This window comes from Parafrankia discariae, assembly GCF_000373365.1.
GTDB lineage: Bacteria > Actinomycetota > Actinomycetes > Frankiales > Frankiaceae > Parafrankia > Parafrankia discariae.
On the sequence record NZ_KB891276.1, the window covers coordinates 1 to 13653 of the forward strand.

Below are 13653 nucleotides of genomic sequence, written 5' to 3' on the forward strand. Positions count from 1 at the left end.
CTACTCCCCGCTCTGCTTCATCAGGTAGACGGCGGCCTGCGTGCGGCTCGCCAGGCCGAGCTTCTCCAGAATGCTCGACACGTAGTTCTTCACCGTCTTCTCCGACAACCCCAGCCGCGTGCCGATCTGCCGGTTCGTCAACCCGTCCGCGATCAACTGCAGGATCTCACGCTCCCGCTGGTTCAGCGTCGCCATCGCCGGGTCCTCGTTCGGCCCGTCCCGCAACCGCTCCAACACCCGCCGCGTCACCGACGGCGCCAGCAACGACTGCCCCGACGCCACCGTCCGGATCGCCCCCACCAGATCGTTGCCCCGGATCTCCTTCAACACGTACCCCGCCGCCCCCGCCATGATCGCCGAGAACAACGCCTCGTCATCGTCATAGGACGTCAGAATCAGGCACGCCACGTCCGGCAACGCCGAACGCACCTCCCGACACACGTCGATGCCGCTGCCATCAGGCAGCCGCCCGTCCAGCACCGCCACATGCGGATGCAACGCGGGAATCCGCCGCAACGCCTCCGCGGCCAGCCCGGCCTCACCGACGACCTCGATATCGTCATGCCGGGCGAGCGTCTGACGCAGACCATTACGCACGATCTCGTGGTCATCGAGAACGAACACCCGGATCTTCTCCATGGCAGCGACCATACGGGCGCCGTAGGCCCTTCGCCCATGTCGCATCGGCCGCCGCCGCCGGGACCTCCGGCTCTGCGCGGGAGCCCCGCGGCGCGGCCGCGGGCGCGCCGCGGCGCCGGGCGACGGGTGGGCGGCGAGCGGGCGGCGGGCCGACCGGGCTTGACAGGTGTCGACGGCTGTCGCCGGGCACCTGTGGGTCCGCGTCGGGTGGCGCCGGCGGGGCCCGCCGGCGCCGCCCGACGCCCGGCCCGGACGTGACGGATCTGGCGTCCTCGGCCCCCCGCGCGCCGGCACGATGGTCCCGTCGGGCACCCTGCGGTCGGCCCGGCGCCGACTACCGTGGACCCGGGCCGTGCCGGTCACGGTGCGCCCGCAACACGCCGCCGCACGGCGAGGGGAGTTCGCGATCATGGAGTCGGTGACGGCGGGGGTCGGTCGCGAGGTGGCAGTCGAGGTCGTGACGACGGCTTCGCTCGCACCGTCCATCCACAACACCCAGCCCTGGCGGTGGCGTCTCGCCGAGGGCCGGCTGACACTGCGGCCGGATGTCGAGCGGCGCCTCGCCGTCCTCGACCCGGACGGGCGGCAGCTCCTGGTGAGCTGCGGCGCGGCGCTGCTGCACGCCCGGCTGGCGTTCCGGGTACTCGGCTTCGAGCCGGTGGTGGAGCTGCTTCCCGAGACGACCGGTTCCGGCGGGCTGGAGCCGGTGCTGTCCGGTGAGCTGGTCCTCGCGGCGATGGGGGTCGCCGGGCGGGCGGCGCCGACGGACTCCGACCGGCTGCTGTTCTCCGCCGCCGGCGCCCGGCACACCGACCGCCGGCCGTTCGAGGCGCGCCCGCTCGCCGGCGACCTGATCGACCGGATGCGCCGTGCCGCCGAGTCCGAGGGCGCCTGGCTGATGCCGCTGTCGCACTCCGACCAGCGGCTGGACGCGGCGGTGGTCGCGGCCCGGGCGGACTGGGCGGAGCAGGCCGATCCCGCCTACCGGGCCGAGCTGGCGTCGTGGCGGCGCGGGCAGGGCCCGACCGCCGACGGGGTGCCGACCGGCGTGGCCTCGACCCATCACCCGGCACGGGCCAGCGACTTCCCGCTGCGTGACTTCGACACCCGCGGCGCCCCGGGCATCGCGGCGCCGCGCTCCGCGGACGACGCCGACACCGAGGCGGCCGACACCGAGGCCGGCGTGGTGGGCGCCGCGCACGCCGGCCTCGCCCCGACCGTCGACCAGCGCCCGCAGGAGCCGCCGTCGGTGGAGCGCCCCGTCGTCGTCGTGGTCGGCACGGACGCCGACCAGGCCGAGGACAGGCTGCGCGCCGGGCAGGCGCTGGCCCGGGTGCTGCTCACCGTCACCGCGGCCGGCGCGGCCGCCTCGCCGATGGGTCAGCCGATCGACAGCGACGGGTACCGATCGGTGATCGAGCGGATGCTGAGCATCTCCGGGCACGTGCAGATGATCCTGCGGGTCGGCTACCCGCGCCGGGACGCGGTGCCCTCCGCGCTGACCCCGCGGCGCCCGATCGGTGAGATCCTGACCTTCGGTTAGCCGCCGGGCGGCGGGCCGGGGGCCCGCCGCCCGGGCGACCGGTGGCCGGCCGGTCAACCGCGGTCGAGAGCCGCGAGGTCCAGGTCGAGGTCCAGGTCGAGGCCGAGGACGGCGCTCTCCGCCGACGCGGGCACCCGCTCGTAGGTCCGCCGGACGAAGTCGGCGACCCGGGACGCCGGCAGCTCGACGGTGACCGGCCCGGCGGGGCCCGGCAGATCGACGCACAGCAGCCGCCGGCGCTCGCGCAGCACCGGCGCGATCCGGACGGCGCCCTCCCCCACGGGCCGCTCGTCGCCCGCGGCGAGGAGCTCCCGCGCGAAGGTCCACGCAAGGACCGGCTGGTCGGGAATGCGGGTACGCAGGGTGATCGCGACCGGGTCGAGCGGGTCGAAGCGGGCGGTGACGAGCACCGGAACCCGCTTACCCGCCTCGTCGCCGGTCAGGTAGGTGGCGTTGACGTCCATGGTCACGACGTTGGACACAATCGGACGGCCCCTCATGAGATCCTCCCCACCCTCGGTGTCGTACCTCACGGTGTCACCGGAGACGGGGCGAGTTCACCCTGCCTTGGTCCGCCGGAGCGGGGGACCAAGGACCGCCCGCAGGCCGCCGCGGGCCGCGCCGGGCGGGCAGCCGGCCGGGCCGCGCGGGCCGTACCACGGTGTGGCGCGGCCCGCGCGGCGCGGTCAGGACTTCTCGATCACTCCGCAGGCGATGCGGTCGCCGGCGTCGCCGGTCGCCGCGGTCCGCTCGTCCGGGCCGGGTGTCGCCGCGCCCTGCGCCGTGTAGCGGTCGGGGATGTGGGCGAGGTTGTCGGGTTGGGCGTGCACGACCACCGCGGCACCCTGGGCGCGCAGGTCGTCGAGCTCGAAACGGTCCGTCTGCGCCTGCAGCCGCGCCGTGCCGTCCTCGTCGACCAGCAGCGGCGGCAGGTCGCCGGCGTGGTCACCGTGCATGGTCGCCCCGGGGTTGAAATGACCGCCGGCGGTGCTGAACGGGCCGCCGGCGGCCTTCGGGTCACACACCGGGTTCTGGTGGATGTGGAACCCGTGGTAGCCGCCGGCGGGCAGGCCGTGCAGGCTGCCCTCGACCCGCACCGCCCCGTCGACGGGGGTGAGGGTGACGGTGCCGACCTCGGCGCCGGAGGCGTCGTGCAGCACGACGTCGAGGCTGCCGGCGGTGCCGGTGGCGGGCGGCGACGTGACACCGCCGGACACCGGTGGCGCGGACGCGGCGGCGGGGCCGTCGTCGGAGCCGCAGCCGGCCACCAGGGCCAGACAGGCCGCCGCCGTGGCGGCGGCGAGGACGGTACGGGACAGGGGACGTCGCAAGGCGGCCTCCATGGCTGCGGGCGGACAGCGGGCGACGGCCCGGGCGCGTACGCGGCCAGCGCGGAAGCCAGGCCGGACACGGCGCCGGGCCCGGTGGACAGCCCAACCCTACGAAGCGTTCGGGCTCCCAGTCGCCTTCCGACCACCGAGTGTCGCCAGGCCGATAGGCCCGGGCGTGACCCGGCTGTGGCTCAGCCGTCGATCGCCGCCGTGAGGCGGTCGAGGCGCGCCTCGAAGCGGTCCGGGGGCGTGCTGTCGACGCTGAGCCGATTCATCAGCTCCTCGTACCGGTCGACGTCCTCCGGGCGGTCGAGGTCTGTCGCGCCGGTGAGGTGCTCGAGGTGGACGACGTCGGGCAGCTCGGGTTCGGCGAAGCGCAGGATGGTGAAGGCCCCGGTGGCCAGGTGGCCGCCGTACTCGGCCGGCAGGATCTGGATCACGATGTTCGGCCTGGTGGCCAGTGTTCGCAGGTGCGCGAGCTGGGCCCGCAGCACCGCCGCCGAGCCGATCCGCGGTCGCAGCGCGGCCTCGTCGATCACGGACCACAGTTTCGGCGGATCGGGCCGGGCCAGCAGCTGCTGCCGGGCCATCCGCATCTCGACGGTGCGCGCGACGGCCTCGGGGCTGATCGTGCCCGGGTTGCTGGCCTGCTGGACGGCCGCGCGCGCGTAGTCCGCGGTCTGGAGCAGGTCGGGGACGACGTGCAGGTGGTAGCTGCGGATCAGCGCCGCGGCGCTCTCCAGCCCGAGGTGGGGCTCCGACCAGCCGGGCACGACGTCGGCGTAGCGCCGCCACCAGCCGGGCCGGTTGGCCTCGTCGGCCAGGTCGAGGATCGGCGCCCGGTCGGCCTCGGCGACGACACCGTAGAGCGTGAGCAGGTCGGCGATGTCGCGCACCTTGAAACCGACCCGGCCCAGCTCCATCCGGCTGATCTTCGAGTCGGAGGACCTGATCTCGTACCCGGCGTCCTCCCGGCTGATTCCGGTGGCCTCGCGCAGGCGCCGGAGCCGCGCTCCCAGCATGATGCGGTGCGCGGTCGGCCCGACGTTGGACACGCTGTCCTCCTCGCCGTCCCGGTGGTGCGCTCACCGTGGGTCACCGACCCCGGGCATGTCTGTATCCTGCCGATTTTTCCACGCCTTGACGGCCAGCATGCAGCCAGGTACCGCCAGCGTCGATCAGGCGCCGCGGGCGTGGATGATGTGCGCATGAGGTCGAGGACCCGACCCGCGGCGGCCCCGGCCGTGGGTCTCGCCCCACCGGGGACGGCGCTGTCGTTCGACCGGGTCGGCATGACGTTCCCGGACGGCACCCGGGTGCTGGAGGACATCTCGCTGCGGGTCGGGGCCGGCGAGATCGTGGCGCTGATCGGCGCGTCGGGCTCGGGCAAGTCGACGTTGCTGCGCATCGCCTCCGGGCTGGCCGCGCCGTCGAGTGGCGCGGTGCTCGCCGGGCCGGGCTCCCCCGGCTACATCTTCCAGGACCCGACGCTGCTGCCCTGGCGGACGGTCGAGGCCAACATCGGGCTGTTCGCCGAACTCGACGGTGTCCCCCGGGCCCGGCGCGACCGCCTGGTGGCGGACGCGATCGCCCTGACCGGCCTGGGCGGCTACGAGCGGTACCGGCCTCGGGCGCTGTCGGGCGGCATGCGGATGCGGGTCTCCCTCGCCCGCGCGCTCACGGCCCGCCCGTCGCTGTTCCTGTTCGACGAGCCGTTCGGCGCGCTGGACGAGATCACCCGCGAGCGGCTTGGTGACGAGCTACTGCGCCTGCACCTGCGGGAGGGGTTCGCCGGGCTGTTCGTGACCCATTCGGTGGTCGAGGCCGCCCTGCTGGCCAGCCGGGTCGCCGTGCTCTCCGCCTGCTCGGGGCGGCTGCTCGCCGAGATCGCGATCCCCTTCGGCTACCCGCGCGAGTCGGCGCTGCGTTACGACGCGGCCTTCGGCCGGGTCGCCCGCGAGGTGTCGGAGGCGCTCAAGGACTCGTTCACCGAGCCCGAGCCCGGGCTCGGGCTCGGCCCCGCCGGGCCGGACACCGCGGGCGCGGGGTAGATCAACCGGTGCGCGGCGGCGGACGCGCGGCGGCGGACGGGGCCGGCCGGGCCGGCGTCGCGCAGCGCCACCGTGGCCGCCATGGCACCCGGCCCGCCGTGCGCGCCGCCGCCGGGATGCGCTGACATCGACGCCAGGTAGAGCCCGGCGATCGGGGTCTCCGGGCGCCCCAGGCCGGGCACCGGGCGGAAGACCAGCTGTTGGTGCAGGGCGGCTGTCCCGCCGTTGAGCGCGCCGCCGCGCAGCACGGCGTCCTGGTCCTCCAGCCGGCGCGGCGACTGGGTGTCGCGGCCGAGGATCAGCGACCCGAAGCCGGGGGCGGCCGCCTCCAGCTTGCGTTCCACCCGCTCGACCAGGCGGGCGGTGTCGGCACCGTCCCAGCGGCCGGTGACGCCGCCCCCGCCGGCGTCACCGCGGGGGGACTGCGGGAGGTGGAAGTAGGCCCACGCGCTCTGGGTCCCGGCCGGGGAGCGGCCGGGGTCGGCGGTGGTCATCTGGCCGAGGACGAGGAACGGGTCGGCCGGCACGAGCCCGCACGCCAGCTGCGCGGACATCATCGTCAGATCGTCCATGGTCCCGCCGAGGTGGACGGTGCCGGCGTCGGCGATCCGGCGGTCGGACCAGGGGATCGGCCCGGCGAGCGCCCAGTTGACCTTGAAGGTCGAGCTGTCCCACTGGAAGCGGGCCAGGTCGGCGAGCAGGCGGGCGGGCAGGTGCTCCTCGGCGACCAGCCGCCGGTAGAGGGAGACCGCGTCCACGTCGGCGAACACCGCGCGCCGGGCGCGCACGGTCGTCCCGTCGGCGAGCCGCACGCCGCGGGCCCGGCCGGTGGTGACGATCACCTCGGTCACCTCGGCGCCGGTGCGCACCACCCCGCCGCGGGAGCGCAGCCGGTCGACGAGGGCCGCGGTCAGCCGGCCCGCGCCGCCGCGCGGCACCGGGAAGCCGACGTCCTGGCCGAGCATCGCCAGCAGCCAGCCGATCAGCGCCGATCCCGCCGACTCCGGGGCCAGGTCGGTGTGCAGCGCGCTGCCGGCGACCAGCAGCCCGGCGCCCGCGCCGGCGAACTCCTCCGCCGCGAAGCGGCGGACGGGCAGCATCGCGAACCGGGCGAAGCGCAGCGCGTCGGCGACCCCGAGCGTGCGAGCGAGCCGTGTGCCCGCCCGCACCGGCGGGAACGGGGCGGCCAGCAGCGCCTCCAGCAGCGGGTCACGGACCCGTTCCCACAGCGCGACCTGCGCCCGCCAGGCCGCCGCGTCGGCCGGGGCGTAGGCGGCGAGGGAGTCGGCCGTCGCGTCGAGGTCGGTGGACAGCACCGCGCAGCGGCCGTCCGGGGTGGGGTGGGCCAGCACCCGCGGGGCACGCAGCCAGCTCAGCCCGTGCTCGGTGAGGTCGAGCGCGCGCAGCGCGGGGGACCGCGCGGCGAACGGGTAGAAGGCGCTGAACAGGTCGGTACCGAACCCGGGCGCGGTGACTTCCGCGCTGCGGCAGGCCCCGCCCGGCTCGGCGGCGGCCTCGCACACGACGACGTCCCAGCCGGCGTCGGCGAGCCGGTTGGCGGCGACGAGGCCGTTCACCCCCGCGCCGATGACGACCGCGTCCACGGTGTCGGCCGCCGCGCGCCGGCCGGCGGGAAGCCGACGCACGGGAAGCCCGCCGGTGCGAAGCCGGTTGGCGGGAGGCCGCCGTGCCCCACTGGGATCGCCCATCCCGCGATCCTGCTCCCCGGCCCGCGGCGGAACCAACGAAGGCCACCACCGGGCCCGCCCGGCGGGTGTCGGGCGGCGTGGCCCGGATACCCTCGGCCCGACCCGGTGCCGATTCCCCGGGATGTGGCCGGCGGTGTGGCGGTCCCCGGATCGCCTGTCGCCGAGCGGGTGAGGGTGCGATGAGGAGGCCGTGTTGACGGAGGCCGCCGCGGCGGCCATGGAGCGCCACCAGGTGCCGATCTATCTCGGTGCCATCGCCGCCGGGGTGCTGCTCGGCCTGCTCGCGCCCGGTGCCGGCCCCACGCTCGAGCACGCCGTCAACCCGGTGCTCGGTGCGCTGCTGTTCGTCACGTTCCTGCAGGTCCCGGCCGCCGAGCTGGTCCGCGCGCTGCGCGGCGGCCGTTTCCTGGCCGGGGTGCTGACGGTGAACTTCGTCGTCGTGCCACTCGTCGTGGCCGGAATGCTCCCGCTGCTGCCGGACGAGCGCGCGCTGCGACTCGGGGTGCTGATGGTCCTGCTGTGCCCCTGTGTGGACTACGTGGTGGTGTTCAGCGGGCTGGCCGGCGCGCGGCCCGGCCAGCTCCTGGCCGCCACCCCGCTGCTGCTGGTCGCGCAGATGCTGGCGCTGCCGCTGTTCCTGCTGGCCTTCCTCGGCTCCGGCCTCGGCGACGTCGTCGAGGCCGGCCCGTTCCTCCAGGCGTTCGCGTTCCTGATCGTGCTCCCACTCACCCTGGCGTGGACGGCGCAGGCGTACCTGGCGCGCCGCCCCGCCCGTCCGGACGCGACCGACGCGACCGACGCGACGATGGTGCCGTTGATGGTGGCGACGCTGGTCACCGTGGTCGCCTCCCAGGTGCCGGCGATGGGCGGCAGCCTCGGCGAGGTGGCCCGCGTCGTTCCGTGCTACGCCGCGTTCCTGATCGTGATGGCCTTCGCCGGGCTCGGTGTCGCCCGTCTGTTCGCCCTTGACGTGCCCGCCGGCCGCGCCGTCGTCTTCACCGGGGCGACCCGCAACTCGCTGGTGGTCCTCCCGCTGGCGCTCGCCCTGCCCGACGATCTGGCGATCGCCGCCGTCGCCGTCGTCACCCAGACCCTCGTCGAGGTGGTCGGCATGGTCGTCTACGTCCGGCTGGTCCCTCGGCTGCTGCCCTGACGGCGGTCCTCAGGGCAGGCCGCCCCGCTTGACGAGCTGCGCGGCGATGACGTTGCGCTGGATCTCGTTGGTGCCCTCACCGACGATCATCAGCGGGGCGTCCCGGAAGTAACGCTCCACATCGAACTCGGTGGAGTACCCGTAACCCCCGTGCACCCGGATGGCACTCAGCGCGACCTCCATCGCGACCTCCGAGCAGAAGTACTTCGCCATCCCGGCCTCAAGATCGGCCCGCTCGCCGGTGTCATAGCGCCGCGCGGCGTGCAACAGCAGCTGACGGGCCGCCGTCAGCTTCGTCGCCATGTCGGCGAGATGGTTCCCGACCGACTGGTGCTTCCAGATCGGCTGGCCGAACGACTCCCGTTCCTGGGAGTAGCGCAGGGCGTCGTCGAACGCTGCCCGGCCCACCCCGGCCGCCCGGGCCGCGACCTGGAGCCGGCCGATCTCCAGACCGCGCATCATCTGCCCGAAGCCCCGGCCCTCGACCCCACCGAGCAGCGCGTCACCCGGCACCCGACAGTCGGTGAACGACAGCTCACAGCTCTCGACACCCTTGTAACCCAGCTTCGGCAGATCCCGGGAGACCTCGAAGCCCGGCACCTTCTCCACCAGCAGAATGCTGATCCCGCGGTGTGGCGGGCTCGCCGTGGGATCGGTCTTGCACAGCAGCGCCACCAGCCCGGCCCGTCGGGCGTTGGTGATCCACGTCTTGCTGCCGTTGATGACGTAGCCGTCACCGGCGGGCCGGGCGGTGGTGCGCATCGCCTGCAGGTCGGAGCCACCACCCGGCTCGGTCAGCGCCATTGTCGCCCGCAGCTCACCGGTGGCCATCCGCGGCAGATAACGCCGCTTCTGCTCCTCCGTCCCGAACGCCAGCAGCAGCTTGGACACCACCGTGTGCCCGCCCATCGCGCCGGCCAGGCTCATCCACCCCCGGGCCAGCTCCTCGGTCACCAGCACGTAGCAGACAGTCGAGACGTCCACCTGGCCGTACGGCTCGGGGATCGCCAACCCGAAGACCCCGAGGCGCTTCATCTGCTCGATGAGCGCCTCGGGGTAGGCGTCGGCGTGCTCGAGCTCGCGCACGACCGGGCGGACCTCGCGGTCGACGAAGTCACGGACGGTGTCGACGACTGCACGCTCCTCGGGATCGAGCTCCGTCACGAGCCGAACCCCGCCGTCCCGGCGAACCCGGTCGTCCCGGCGAACCCGGTCGACACCGCGCAACCCGTCATACGGCGAGTTCCGTCACGAGGCGATCCGGCGCTCCAACGCGATGTCGAGCAGCTCGTCGGTGAGGACGTGCTTGACGCGGGGCCGGCCGGCGGACTCCCCCAGGGAGCGCTCGGCGGCGTCGATCAGCCGCCAGCCCTGCTCGGTGACCAGGTGCGGCTGGCGGCCACGCAGCCAGGTGTCGATCTCGCCGACCGGGTCGAACGCGACGCCCCGGTCGTGGCGGCGCAGCGCGCCGTCGGCGACGTCCGCGAGCAGCCGGGTGACGGTCTCGCCGGCGCACTTCTTGTTCGTGCCGATGATCCCGGTCGGGCCGCGCTTGATCCAGCCGGCGACGTACTCGCGCTCGACGCCCTCGACCCGCCCGTTCACGTTCGGGATGATCCCGCGGCGGTCGTCGAAGGGCAGCCCCTCGATCGACCGGCCCTTGTAGCCGACGGCGCGCAGCACCAGGCTGGTCGGGACGGTCTCCCGCTCGCCGGTGTCGACGGCGCTGACCCAGCCGTCCTCGCCGACCTTCAGCGCGTTGCGGGCGAACACGATCTCCTCGACCCGGCCGTCGCCGCGAATCTCCAGCGGGGTGCGCTGGAAGCGCAGCGCCACCCGGCGGGCGCCCGCGGGCACCGGGTTCTGCGCGTACCCGCGCATCACCGCCAGGTTGCGCTTGACCAGACGGGACAGCTCCTCCTCGCCCTCCTGCTCGGCGACCTCCGCCGGGTCGATGTCCACCCCGGACTCGGTGAACTCGGGCAGCTCCTTGAGCTCCGCGGTCGTGAAGGCCGCCTGCGCGGCACCACGGCGCCCGACGACCAGGACCTCCTTGAGCGCGCAGGCGCGCAGCGCCTCGAGGGCGTGGTCCGCGATGTCGGTGCGGGACAGCCGCTCGTGCGGCGAGCAGAGGATCCGGGCGACGTCGAGCGCGACGTTGCCCGCGCCGATCACGACCCCGCGCTCACCGCTGAGGTCGAAGGTGAGGTTGGCGTAATCGGGGTGCCCGTTGTACCAGCCGACGAAGTCGACCGCGGACACGCTGCCGGGCAGGTCCTCACCGGGAATCCCGAGCCGGCGGTCCGTCTGCGCGCCGACGGCGTACAGGACGGCGTCGTAGCGCGCGGTCAGCTCCTCCCGGGTGACGTCCTTGCCGACGTCGACGTTGCCGAAGAAGCGGAAGTTCTCGTGCGCGGCGATCGCCGCGTACACGCTGGACACCGCCTTGATCTTCGGATGGTCGGGGGCGACTCCGGAACGCACCAGGCCCCACGGCGTGGCCAGCCGCTCGTACATGTCCACCCGGACCGGTACGTCGTGCTGGTCCAACAGCGAGGCCGCCGCGTAGAAGCCCGACGGACCGGATCCGACCACCGCGACGGTCAACGGCGCGGCCGCAGCTCCCTGGGGCATCGATACACTCCTCCAGCCGAATTCCCGCCGATGTACGCCCGTCACCCGGGCGTCGACCGCCGGCGCGATCACATCCCCGACCGGTGTGGCTCGGGCGACATCGCAGATGCCGGGTTCGCGGTCGGCCGGGCATCGTCGCCCCTGCAGGTCGCGACCGCGCCGTACCGGCCACCTCCACGCAACGTAGAGAAGCCCGCTTCCGGGCGCAAGAACTGCGATGACGGAATGCGGCCGGGTGCCACGCGGGCAGCCACCCGCCCGCCCCATTCCCTCCATTACCGTCACCGTAATTCCGTTTACGACGGATTTGCCCGACATGATGGAAGCTGACCCGCGACCGAAGGCCGCTCCGCCCGGTCCGGGACGGCTCGGCGGCGGACGGTCAGCCGCCGACGGCTCGGCGGCGCTCAGGCCGTGGGCAGGCCGGCGGCGGACGGTCAGCCGCGGGCGGCGCCCAGCGCCATCGCGTGCAGCATCTCGGCCATCTCGGCCCGGGCCAGATCGGTCGCGCTGTGCGGCGTGGAGTTGATCAGACCGAACAGCACATGGGTGCGCGCCCGCGCGGTCGGCGCGTCGAGCTCGGGCCGCACCTGCCGCAGGACGTCCACCCACTGCTCGGCGTACGCCCGCTGCAGTCTGCGGACCTCGCGCTCGGCCGGTTCCGGCAGGCTCCACAGGTCGCGGTCGTGAATGATGATCAGGTCGGGGTTGTCGAGCGCGAACTCGACGTGCCCGCGGACGAGCAGGTCCAGGGTCTCCGGGGCGGAGGCGCCGACCCGGCGGGCCTCGCGGGCGGCGTCGAGCAGGTGCTGGCTGATGCCGACGAGAAGCTCGACGAGGACCGCGTCCTTGCTGGGGAAGTGCCGGTAGATCCCCGGCCCGCGGATCCCGACGGCGGCGCCGATCTGCTCGATGCCCACGCCGCGGAACCCGCGTTCGGCGAACAGCCGGGCGGCCGCCCGCAGCAGCTCCTCGCGGCGGGTCGCCCGGGCCGGGGTACGCGCCCTGGCCCGCGGGCCGGCGGCGACTGGGGGCTGGTGCTCCTCGGCCTCGCCGGCGGCGGGTGGTTCGCCCGGGGCGGATCGGACGATTTCTGCTGGCACCGGAACACTCCTCCCAGCCGGGAGGCTACCAGCCTCCGCCCGACCACAATGCGCATCCGGTCGAACCCGCGGCGGTGCCGGCCGGCCCCACCGGTCGCGGCGGCGCGCCCACCACCGCCGCGGCCGGTGACAGGGCCGCCGCGGCGGCGCGGGTTCTACACGCCGCGGAAGCGGTTGATAGCCGTGAGGTGACGGGCCCGGGTCCGTTCGTCCCGGATCCCCAGCCCCTCCTCCGGCGCCAGACACAGCACCCCGACCTTGCCCTGATGGGCATTCCGGTGCACATCCAGCGCCGCCTGCCCCGTCCGCTCCAACGGATACACCTTCGACAACGTCGGATGCACCAACCCCCGCGCCACCAGCCGGTTCGCCTCCCACGCCTCCCGGTAGTTCGCGAAATGCGACCCGATGATCCGCTTCAGGTTCATCCACAGATACCGGTTGTCGTACTCATGCATGAACCCACTCGTCGACGCGCACGTCACCACCACCCCACCCTTACGCGCCACATACACCGACGCCCCGAACGTCTCCCGCCCCGGATGCTCGAACACGATGTCCGGATCCTCCCCACCCGTCAGCTCCCGGATCCGCGCCCCGAACCGCTTCCACTCCCGCGGGTCCTGCGTCCGCTCATCCGACCAGAACCGATACCCCTCCGCCGCCCGGTCGATCACCAGCTCCGCACCCATCGCCCGACAGATCGCCGCCTTCTCCGCCGACGACACCACACACACCGGGATCGCCCCACCCCGCAACGCCATCTGCGTCGCGTACGACCCCAACCCCCCCGACGCCCCCCAGATCAACACCACATCACCCTGCTTCATCCCCGCACCGTTCCCCGACACCAACTGCCGGTACGCCGTCGAGTTCACCAACCCCGGCGCCGCCGCCTCCTCCCAACTCAAATGCCCCGGCTTCGGCATCAACTGGTTCGCCTTCACCAACGCCAGCTCCGCAAGACCACCGAAATTCGTCTCGAACCCCCAGATCCGCTGCTCCGGATCCAGCATCGTGTCGTTGTGCCCCTCCGGACGCTCCAACTCCACCGACAGACAGTGCGCCACCACCTCATCCCCCGGATGCCACGCATGCACCCCCGGCCCCGTCCGCAACACCACCCCCGCCAGATCCGACCCCACCACGTGATACGGCCGATCATGCTTGGCCGCCAACGGCGACGACCGCCCATACCGCTCCAGGAACCCGAACGTCGACAACGGCTCGAAGATCGACGTCCACACCGTGTTGTAGTTCACCGACGACGCCATCACCGCCACCAGAGCCTCACCCGGCCCCAACTCCGGCGTCCCCACCTCATCCACATGCAACGACTCCCGCGGATCCTTCTCCCGCGACACCCGCCCCTCGAACATCCCCACCTCCGCCTTACGCACCACCACACCCCGGTACGACTCCGGCACCGCCAACGCCCCGAACTCCGCCCGCCGCTCCGGCGAAGGCCCCCCACCGGCCATGATCGCTTC

At 73.8% G+C, this 13653-nt stretch carries 11 protein-coding genes and 1 pseudogene; 3 read left to right on the forward strand and 9 right to left on the reverse strand.

Annotated features, from left to right (window positions below):
* The gene (locus B056_RS0132635) at nt 1–639 is read right to left on the reverse strand and encodes a response regulator (RefSeq protein WP_018505390.1); all 639 of its coding nucleotides are present in this window, start codon (nt 637–639) and stop codon (nt 1–3) included.
* A gap of 409 nt (nt 640–1048) precedes the next feature.
* Here B056_RS0132635 and B056_RS0132640 point away from each other — a divergent pair, with 409 nt between their 5' ends.
* Entirely contained in the window at nt 1049–2182 is a 1134-nt protein-coding gene (locus B056_RS0132640) for a nitroreductase family protein (RefSeq protein WP_026240413.1), read from the forward strand.
* Between the two features lie 53 nt (nt 2183–2235).
* On the opposite strand, the gene B056_RS0132645 is transcribed toward B056_RS0132640, so the two are convergent.
* The 3 genes from B056_RS0132645 to B056_RS0132655 form a co-directional block, all read right to left on the reverse strand.
* The gene (locus tag B056_RS0132645) at nt 2236–2682 is read right to left on the reverse strand and encodes an SsgA family sporulation/cell division regulator (protein ID WP_026240414.1); all 447 of its coding nucleotides are present in this window, start codon (nt 2680–2682) and stop codon (nt 2236–2238) included.
* 186 nt (nt 2683–2868) lie between these two features.
* A complete protein-coding gene (locus tag B056_RS0132650; protein ID WP_026240415.1) occupies nt 2869–3513 on the reverse strand; it encodes a superoxide dismutase family protein in 645 nt (214 codons plus the stop codon).
* A 191-nt stretch (nt 3514–3704) separates the two neighbouring features.
* The gene (locus B056_RS0132655) at nt 3705–4568 is read right to left on the reverse strand and encodes a helix-turn-helix domain-containing protein (protein ID WP_018506051.1); all 864 of its coding nucleotides are present in this window, start codon (nt 4566–4568) and stop codon (nt 3705–3707) included.
* A gap of 153 nt (nt 4569–4721) precedes the next feature.
* Here B056_RS0132655 and B056_RS41405 point away from each other — a divergent pair.
* Nucleotides 4722–5507, forward strand: a pseudogene (locus B056_RS41405) (ABC transporter ATP-binding protein); the annotation flags it as partial.
* Here B056_RS41405 and B056_RS45865 read toward each other — a convergent pair.
* Nucleotides 5441–7273, reverse strand: a complete 1833-nt coding sequence (locus B056_RS45865) for a phytoene desaturase family protein (RefSeq protein ID WP_018506052.1) — start codon at nt 7271–7273, stop codon at nt 5441–5443. The pseudogene B056_RS41405 and the gene B056_RS45865 overlap by 67 nt on opposite strands.
* Before the next feature lie 217 nt (nt 7274–7490).
* Here B056_RS45865 and B056_RS0132670 point away from each other — a divergent pair, with 217 nt between their 5' ends.
* Complete coding sequence (locus tag B056_RS0132670) at nt 7491–8426, forward strand: arsenic resistance protein (protein ID WP_035753600.1); 936 nt, start codon at nt 7491–7493, stop codon at nt 8424–8426.
* Between the two features lie 9 nt (nt 8427–8435).
* On the opposite strand, the gene B056_RS0132675 is transcribed toward B056_RS0132670, so the two are convergent.
* The 4 genes from B056_RS0132675 to ccrA all read right to left on the reverse strand — a co-directional run.
* On the reverse strand, nt 8436–9590 hold the full coding sequence (locus B056_RS0132675) for an acyl-CoA dehydrogenase family protein (RefSeq protein ID WP_026240417.1): 1155 nt from the start codon (nt 9588–9590) through the stop codon (nt 8436–8438).
* Nucleotides 9591–9674: 84 nt separating this feature from the next.
* The gene (locus B056_RS0132680; RefSeq protein WP_026240418.1) at nt 9675–11060 is read right to left on the reverse strand and encodes an FAD-dependent oxidoreductase; all 1386 of its coding nucleotides are present in this window, start codon (nt 11058–11060) and stop codon (nt 9675–9677) included.
* 437 nt (nt 11061–11497) lie between these two features.
* Complete coding sequence (locus tag B056_RS38885; protein ID WP_018506056.1) at nt 11498–12163, reverse strand: TetR/AcrR family transcriptional regulator; 666 nt, start codon at nt 12161–12163, stop codon at nt 11498–11500.
* Nucleotides 12164–12318: 155 nt separating this feature from the next.
* Nucleotides 12319–13653, reverse strand: a 1335-nt coding sequence (gene ccrA / locus B056_RS0132690; protein WP_018502348.1) for a crotonyl-CoA carboxylase/reductase, incomplete at its 5' end; no start/stop codon positions are given.